Raw genomic sequence first — 6,478 nt, 5'->3', positions numbered from 1 at the left:
GGATGTCCAGGACGGCGGTGATCGGGGCGGCGGTGTCGAACTTCTGCATGGTGTGCTCCTTGTGCTGTGTTCTTTCGAGATCAACCATCGCCGACCGTTCTGATACCGGGCCGTCGCCGCCCTGACAGCGCCGCTGACAAGCGGGCGGGAGCAGCCGGCCGGGGCTCCCGCGCGGGAAGGGCCGGTGTGTCCCGCCCCCGCTACGACAGGGCGGCGCGGAGGATGGCACGGGCCGCCGGGGTGGCCGCGGACGGGGCCGAGGACTCGACCACCACCCCGACCGCCACCTCCGGGGCGTCCGCCGGGGCGAAGGCCGTGCAGGCCGACGGCCCGTGCCCCGACGTCGTCGTCTTGGCCGCCACCTCCATCCCCGGCAGCGCCGCCCCCGCCGCCGGGCCGCCGGGCACCGTCGTCGTCGTCATCAGGGCCGCGAGCTGTCCCGCCGGCTGCGGCGGCATGGCCGTCCGGTACGGCGCCGGCTCGGCGCGGTCCGTGGTGGACCCGTCCGGCAGCCGGACCTCCTCCACCAGGTAGGGCCGCATCAGCAGCCCTCCGTTGGCCACCGCCGCCGACAGCATGGCGAGCATGAGCGGGCTCGCCCGGACCTCGTCGCGGCCGATCGCCGACAGCGCCGCGCGCGACGGGTCGAGGTCGCCCGGGTACGTGCCGGTCCTGGCGGACAGCGGCAGCGTGAGGTCGTCGGCGTTGAAGCCGAACGCCTCCGCCTGGTCACGCAGCAGGTCCGGGCCGAGCTGGAGGCCGAGGTTGGCGAGCGCGGTGTCGCAGGAGAGCTGGAAGGCGTAGGCCAGCGGCGGGCGCCCGTCACCGCAGGGGCGTCCGGCCGCGGCGGTCAGGAAGGCGGGCGGGCCCGGCAGCGGCAGCCGGGCCGGCGCGCCGATCCGCGAGGCGACCGTGTACTCCCCCGAGCCGAGCGCCGCCGCCGTGGTGACCAGCTCGAAGACGGCCCCCGGCGGGTAGGCGCGGCGCAGGGCCCGGTTGAGCAGCGGCCGGCCCGGGTCGCCGCGCAGCCGCCGGTCCGTGGCAGCCTCCTCGGCCGGGTCGCCGGGCGCGTAGGCGGCCGGGTCGTAGGAGGGGTAGCTGACCAGCGCGAGGACCGCGCCGGTCGCCGGGTCGAGCGCCACCGCGGCGCCCGGCCGTCCCGTGGCCTTCAGCGCCTCGTACGCGGCCCGCTGCACCGGCTCCCTGATCGTCAGCCGGACGTCGGCGCCGCCGTAGGCGCGGTCCTCGACCAGGGCCCGCACGCGCACCTTCGGGTCGCTGCCCGACAGGACGGCGTCGCGCGCCCTCTCGACCCCGGTGGCCCGCCGGAGCGAGACGTGCCCCGTGACGGGCGCGTACATCTCGCCGTACGGATAGACCCGCAGGTGACTGTACGGCCCGGCGTCCGCGCGGCGGCTGGTGGCGACGACCGCGCCCTCGTGGGTGATGATGTCGCCGCGCGGCCGGCCGAGCCGGGCGAGCAGCACCCGCTGGTCGCGCGGGTCGGCCTCCAGGTCGCTCCGGCCGAACGCCTGGAGGTAGGTGAGGTTGGCCAGCAGGGAGAACAGCAGCGCGGCGCAGGCCAGGCTGGCGCGCCGCAGCGGGAGATCCATGCGTCTCGCCCCGGGCCCGGCCATGGCTTCTGGTCTAGCAGCCGCGGCCCCAAGTCCGGGCTACAGGACGCTGCGGTAGTAGGAAATCTTGCGGTTGATGTAGCGCTGGCGTTCGGCGAGGTTGGCGATCTGCGCCTGCACGCGCCGGTCGTGCTCCTCCAGGACCCGGATGCGGTCGGGGATCGTGTGCTCGCCCGCCCGTACCAGCTCGGCGAAGCGGAGCATCTCGGCGATCGGCATGCCCGTGTCGCGCAGGCAGCGGATCATGCCGAGCCAGCTCAGGTCCTCCTCGCTGAAGCGGCGCTGACCGGCCGCGTTGCGTTCGACGGGCTCCAGCAGGCCGATCTTCTCGTAGTAGCGCAGCGTGTCGAGCGTGAAGCCGGTCTCCTCGACGGCTTCGGCCGGTGTGTAGACGGTCACGCGGCCAAGGATCTCACCTGGAGCCGGATCCAGGTCAAGCTCCAGCGCCCGCTTGACATGGAGCGCACTCCAGGCCGGACAGTCATGACCATGAACACCGGACTGAACATCGTGCTCGGCACCATCCCCTTCGGCACCGCGGTCAGCGAGGCGGACTCCTTCGCCCTGCTCGACCGGTTCTTCGAGGCGGGCGGGCGGATGCTGGACACCTCCAACAACTACCCGTTCTGGCTGGAGGGCCGCACGGGCGACGAGAGCGAGCAGACGCTGGGCGCGTGGATGGCCGCCCGCGGCAACCGTGACGAGATCTTCGTGAGCACGAAGGTGGGCGCCCGCCCCACGGTGCCGGGTGACACCACGCTGGACTCCGCCGAGGGGCTGTCGGCGGCGGCCGTCGCGCGGGGCGTCGAGGGCAGCCTGCGCCGCCTGCGCACCGACCGGATCGACCTGTACTGGTCGCACATCGAGGACCGCTCCGTGCCGCTGGAGGAGACGCTCGGGGCGTTCGGCGAGCTGGCCGCGCAGGGCAAGATCCGCGAGCTGGGCGCCAGCAACATGCCGGCCTGGCGGCTGGAGCGGGCACGCGCCGTGTCGGCCGCGCACGGCTGGGTCCGCTACACGTACGCGCAGCTGCGCCACACCTACCTGCGGCCGCGCCCGTTCACGCGGCTGGCGGAGGGCGGGCACCGGCTCGCCACGGACGACATGCTCGACTACGTGAGCTCGGAGCCGGACCTGACGCTGTGGGCGTACAACACGCTCATGTCCGGCCGCTACACCCGCCAGGACCGGCCGCTGCCGGAGACCTACGACCACCCGGGCACGGACCGGCGGCTGGCGGCGCTGCGCGAGGTGGCGGCGGAGCTGGGCGTGACCGCCAACCAGGTGGTGCTGGCGTGGTTGACGGCCGACGGGCACGTGCCGATCGTCGGGGTGTCCACGGCCGCCCAGCTCGACGAGGCGGTCGCGGCGGCGGAGGTCAAGCTGGACGACGACGTCCGCGCCCGGCTCGACGCCGCCTGCTAGCCGCACCCGGCGCGAGGGCCGCACCTTGGCGCGAGGGTCGTGCCCGGCGCGGGGGCCGCACTCGTCGCGGGCCGGCTCAGGGAAGGTGGTCGGAGAGGTAACGGCGGAGGAGCAGCTTGCACTCGGCGATCAGGTCGGCGTCGCCCGCCGGGTCCACGCGGAAGGCCAGCTTGAGCACCGCGTCCGTGGCCTCCACCGCCACGATCAGGGCGCGGTCGAAGCTCTCCCCGGCGGGGGCGCCCAGCCGCTCGCGGGCGAGCGACCGCAGCCGGTCGGCGACGATCGCGTTGTTCTCCAGCGCCGAGTCGAGCATCCGGTTGGTGCCCTCCAGGGCGGGGCCGCCGGGCGTCACCAGCACCTCACCGAAGTCGACCACCCCGAAACCGGGCGTGGTCCGCTTCATGGCCACGAACTCGTCCACGGCCAGGTCGATGAGGTCGGTCCAGTGGGCGAGGTCGGCGTGCGCGAGCCGTTCGGTGATCCGGCGCAGGAACGCGTCGAGGTTGCGCCGGGCGAGCGCGCGCACGAGCCCCTGCTTGTCGGGGAAGAACTGGTAGAACGTGCCGATCGGCACCTCGGCCCGGCGCGCGACCTCCTTGGTCGTGAGTGCCTCGTAACCGGCCTCGTCGAGCAGCACGGCGCACTCGTCGAGCATGCGCTCGACCCGCTCCAGGCTGCGGCGTTGGGCGGGACGGCGCCGCAAGGTACTGGTCATGCCCACCATCCTGGCCCATTACCGGCAGGTAGAGGATCTCGCTTTGCCGTCAGTTAACATGAGCCACACTCGCATAGCACTGAGGAGCCGCGATGTTCCTGTGGGGCACGGCCACGGCCGCCTACCAGATCGAAGGAGCCGTCGCCGAGGACGGCCGGGGCGCGTCCATCTGGGACACGTTCGTCCACGAGCCGGGCCGCACCCGCGACGGCCACACCGGCGACGTGGCCTGCGACCACTACCACCGGTGGCGCGAGGACGTGGCGCTCATGTCGGGCCTGGGCGTCAACGCCTACCGCTTCTCGATCGCCTGGACCCGCGTCCTGCCCGAGGGCTCCGGCGCGGTCAACCCCAAGGGGCTCGACTTCTACGAGCGGCTGGTGGACGCGCTGCTGGAGGCCGGCGTCACGCCGGTGCCGACGCTGTTCCACTGGGACCTGCCGCAGGCGCTGGAGGACCGGGGCGGCTGGCTGGAGCGCGACGTCTCCGGCCTGTTCGCCGAGTACGCCGCCGTGGTGGCCGAGCGGCTCGCCGACCGCGTCCCCACCTGGATCACGCTGAACGAGCCGTTCATCCACATGGCCTGGGGATACGGGCTGGGCGTCCACGCGCCGGGCCGGGCGCTGCTGCTCGACGCGCTGCCCGTGGCCCACCACCAGCTCCTCGGCCACGGTCTGGCCGCGCAGGCGCTGCGGGCGGCGGGGGCGCGCGAGGTGCTGATCACCAACAACTGCACGCCGGTCTGGCCCGCCTCGGGGTCCGAGGAGGACCTGGCCGCCGCCGCGGCCTACGACACCCTGCACAACCGGCTGTTCAACGACCCGGTGCTGCTCGGGACGTATCCGGATCTGACGGCGTACGGGATCCGGCCGGACGGCGCGGCGGGCGACGGGCCCGAGCTGAGCGCGGCGCTGGGCATCCGTGACGGCGACCTGGCCGTGATCTCCGCCCCGCTCGACGGCCTCGGCGTGAACTACTACAACCCCACCCGCATCGCCGCCCCCGCCGATGACGGCCTGCCGTTCACCGACGCGGGCGTCACCGGGTACCCGACCACCGCCTTCGGCTGGCCCGTCGTGCCCGACGGGCTGCGCGAGCTGCTCACGGGGCTGCGCGAGCGGTACGGGCAGGCGCTGCCCCCCGTGTACGTCACGGAGAACGGCTGCTCCCAGGCCGACGAGCTGACCCCGGACGGCGTGGACGACCAGGGGCGCGTCGCCTACCTGCGCGACCACGTCGCCGCGCTGGAGCGGGCCCGCGAGCAGGGCGTGGACGTGCGGGGCTACTTCGTCTGGTCGCTGCTGGACAACTTCGAGTGGGCCGAGGGATACCACCAGCGCTTCGGCCTGGTCCACGTGGACTTCGCCACCGGCGAGCGCACCCCGAAGGCGTCGTACGGCTGGTACCGCGACCACATCGCCGCGGCCCTCCGGCCGTAGCGGCCCCTCGCGGCGGGGCCGCCCGGCGGCACCGGCGGCCGGCGGGCCCGCCGGCCGCCGGCTCGGGCCGATCCGCCGAAGATCACTGTGTGCGGGCGACCTTGGCGGCATACTCCCGCGTATGTGGTGGTTTCGCGTCAAGGTCGTCGCACTCATCGGCGCCGCGCTGCTGACCATCGGGGCACGGCCCGGGGAGACCGTCAGCCTGATGGCGGCCCCGCCCGGCGGGCCTCGGCAGCCGCCCGGACGTGAGACGCCGGCCATCGACGTCCTGGCGGAGGTCTCCTACGGGACCGACCTCTTCGGTGACGTGGCGGTGGAGCGACGGGGTTCCGGTGTGGCCGCCGTACGGCTCGCCGACGGGACCGACGCCTGGGTCTACGAGCGCATCTGGGCGGACGACTTCGTGGACTGGGTCAGGGTCGACGGCCGGCACCTCGCGGCCGTCTGGCGCGACGGCCGGGTCACCCTCATCGACGTGCCGACCGGCCGGATGGTCTGGCACGCCGACCTCCCCCCGGGGCCCGCCGAGAAGCTCAGCCGGTCCTACGACGAGGAATGGCCGGCGATGTGGGAAGTTTCCGTGGCCGCGACCGGTTCCCTGGTGGTCCAGCATGACCGCCGCGTCGACGTGCTGGACGTCCGCACCGGCGCCATCCGCTGGACCCGCCCCTTCACCTCGTGCCGCCCCGTGGACGGGGTCCAGGGCATGGGCGGGATCGTGCTGCTCACCCACGGGTGCGAGGGCGACACGGTGAACGGCGTCGCGCTCGACGCCGACGACGGCACGCAGTTGTGGACGGACGCCGACACGATGACGTTCATCACCCGTGACCTCGGTCACGGCCGCCTGGTGACCATCGGCGACGGAGGCGAGCTCGTCGTCCGCAGGGCCGTGGACGGCACGGTCCTCTGGCGCGCCCGGCCGAAAGGGCTGCCGAGCAACGACGCGACCCTTCTCGGCGTTTCGGACGACCTGCTGACGGTGGACACCCCGCAGGAAGTCGTCGCCTACCGCACCGCCGACGGCGGCGTCGCCTGGCGCAGATCGTTCGGAGGAGCGCCCAGAGAGCCCGGCCGGGTACTGACGAACGGCCGGATCACCTATGTGCGGGAGACCGACAGGACGCTCGTCAAGCTCGACGGCCGCACCGGCGAGGTGATCGACCGGCGCCGCTTCGCGGAGGAGATCGAACCGCTGGCCATGCGCGACGACCTGGCCATGGTCGACGTGGGGGTCAAGCACCATCTGGTGGTCGCCTGAC

General features: G+C 73.7%; 6 protein-coding genes. 3 read left to right on the top strand and 3 right to left on the bottom strand.

The features are described 5' to 3' along the window. Positions 1–200: 200 nt before the first annotated feature. On the bottom strand, positions 201–1,613 hold the full coding sequence (locus tag HT134_RS35410) for a penicillin-binding transpeptidase domain-containing protein (protein ID WP_246366127.1): 1,413 nt from the start codon (positions 1,611–1,613) through the stop codon (positions 201–203). Positions 1,614–1,673: 60 nt separating this feature from the next. Beyond that, on the bottom strand, positions 1,674–2,033 hold the full coding sequence (locus HT134_RS35405; protein WP_175604825.1) for a MerR family transcriptional regulator: 360 nt from the start codon (positions 2,031–2,033) through the stop codon (positions 1,674–1,676). A 90-nt stretch (positions 2,034–2,123) separates the two neighbouring features. Between HT134_RS35405 and HT134_RS35400 the strand changes: the two genes are divergently transcribed. Next, the gene (locus HT134_RS35400; protein WP_246366125.1) at positions 2,124–3,059 is read left to right on the top strand and encodes an aldo/keto reductase; all 936 of its coding nucleotides are present in this window, start codon (positions 2,124–2,126) and stop codon (positions 3,057–3,059) included. Between the two features lie 76 nt (positions 3,060–3,135). On the opposite strand, the gene HT134_RS35395 is transcribed toward HT134_RS35400, so the two are convergent. Next, on the bottom strand, positions 3,136–3,774 hold the full coding sequence (locus HT134_RS35395) for a TetR/AcrR family transcriptional regulator (protein WP_175604823.1): 639 nt from the start codon (positions 3,772–3,774) through the stop codon (positions 3,136–3,138). 92 nt (positions 3,775–3,866) lie between these two features. Between HT134_RS35395 and HT134_RS35390 the strand changes: the two genes are divergently transcribed. Beyond that, entirely contained in the window at positions 3,867–5,213 is a 1,347-nt protein-coding gene (locus HT134_RS35390) for a GH1 family beta-glucosidase (protein ID WP_175604822.1), read from the top strand. 121 nt (positions 5,214–5,334) lie between these two features. Next, the gene (locus HT134_RS35385; RefSeq protein WP_175604821.1) at positions 5,335–6,477 is read left to right on the top strand and encodes an outer membrane protein assembly factor BamB family protein; all 1,143 of its coding nucleotides are present in this window, start codon (positions 5,335–5,337) and stop codon (positions 6,475–6,477) included. The last annotated feature ends 1 nt before the right edge of the window (position 6,478 follow it).

It is taken from the genome of Nonomuraea rhodomycinica, from assembly GCF_013363995.1.
Classification (GTDB): Bacteria; Actinomycetota; Actinomycetes; order Streptosporangiales; family Streptosporangiaceae; genus Nonomuraea; species Nonomuraea rhodomycinica.
Note: the sequence above shows the minus strand (reverse complement) of the source record. Positions and strands in the feature narration are given on the sequence as shown.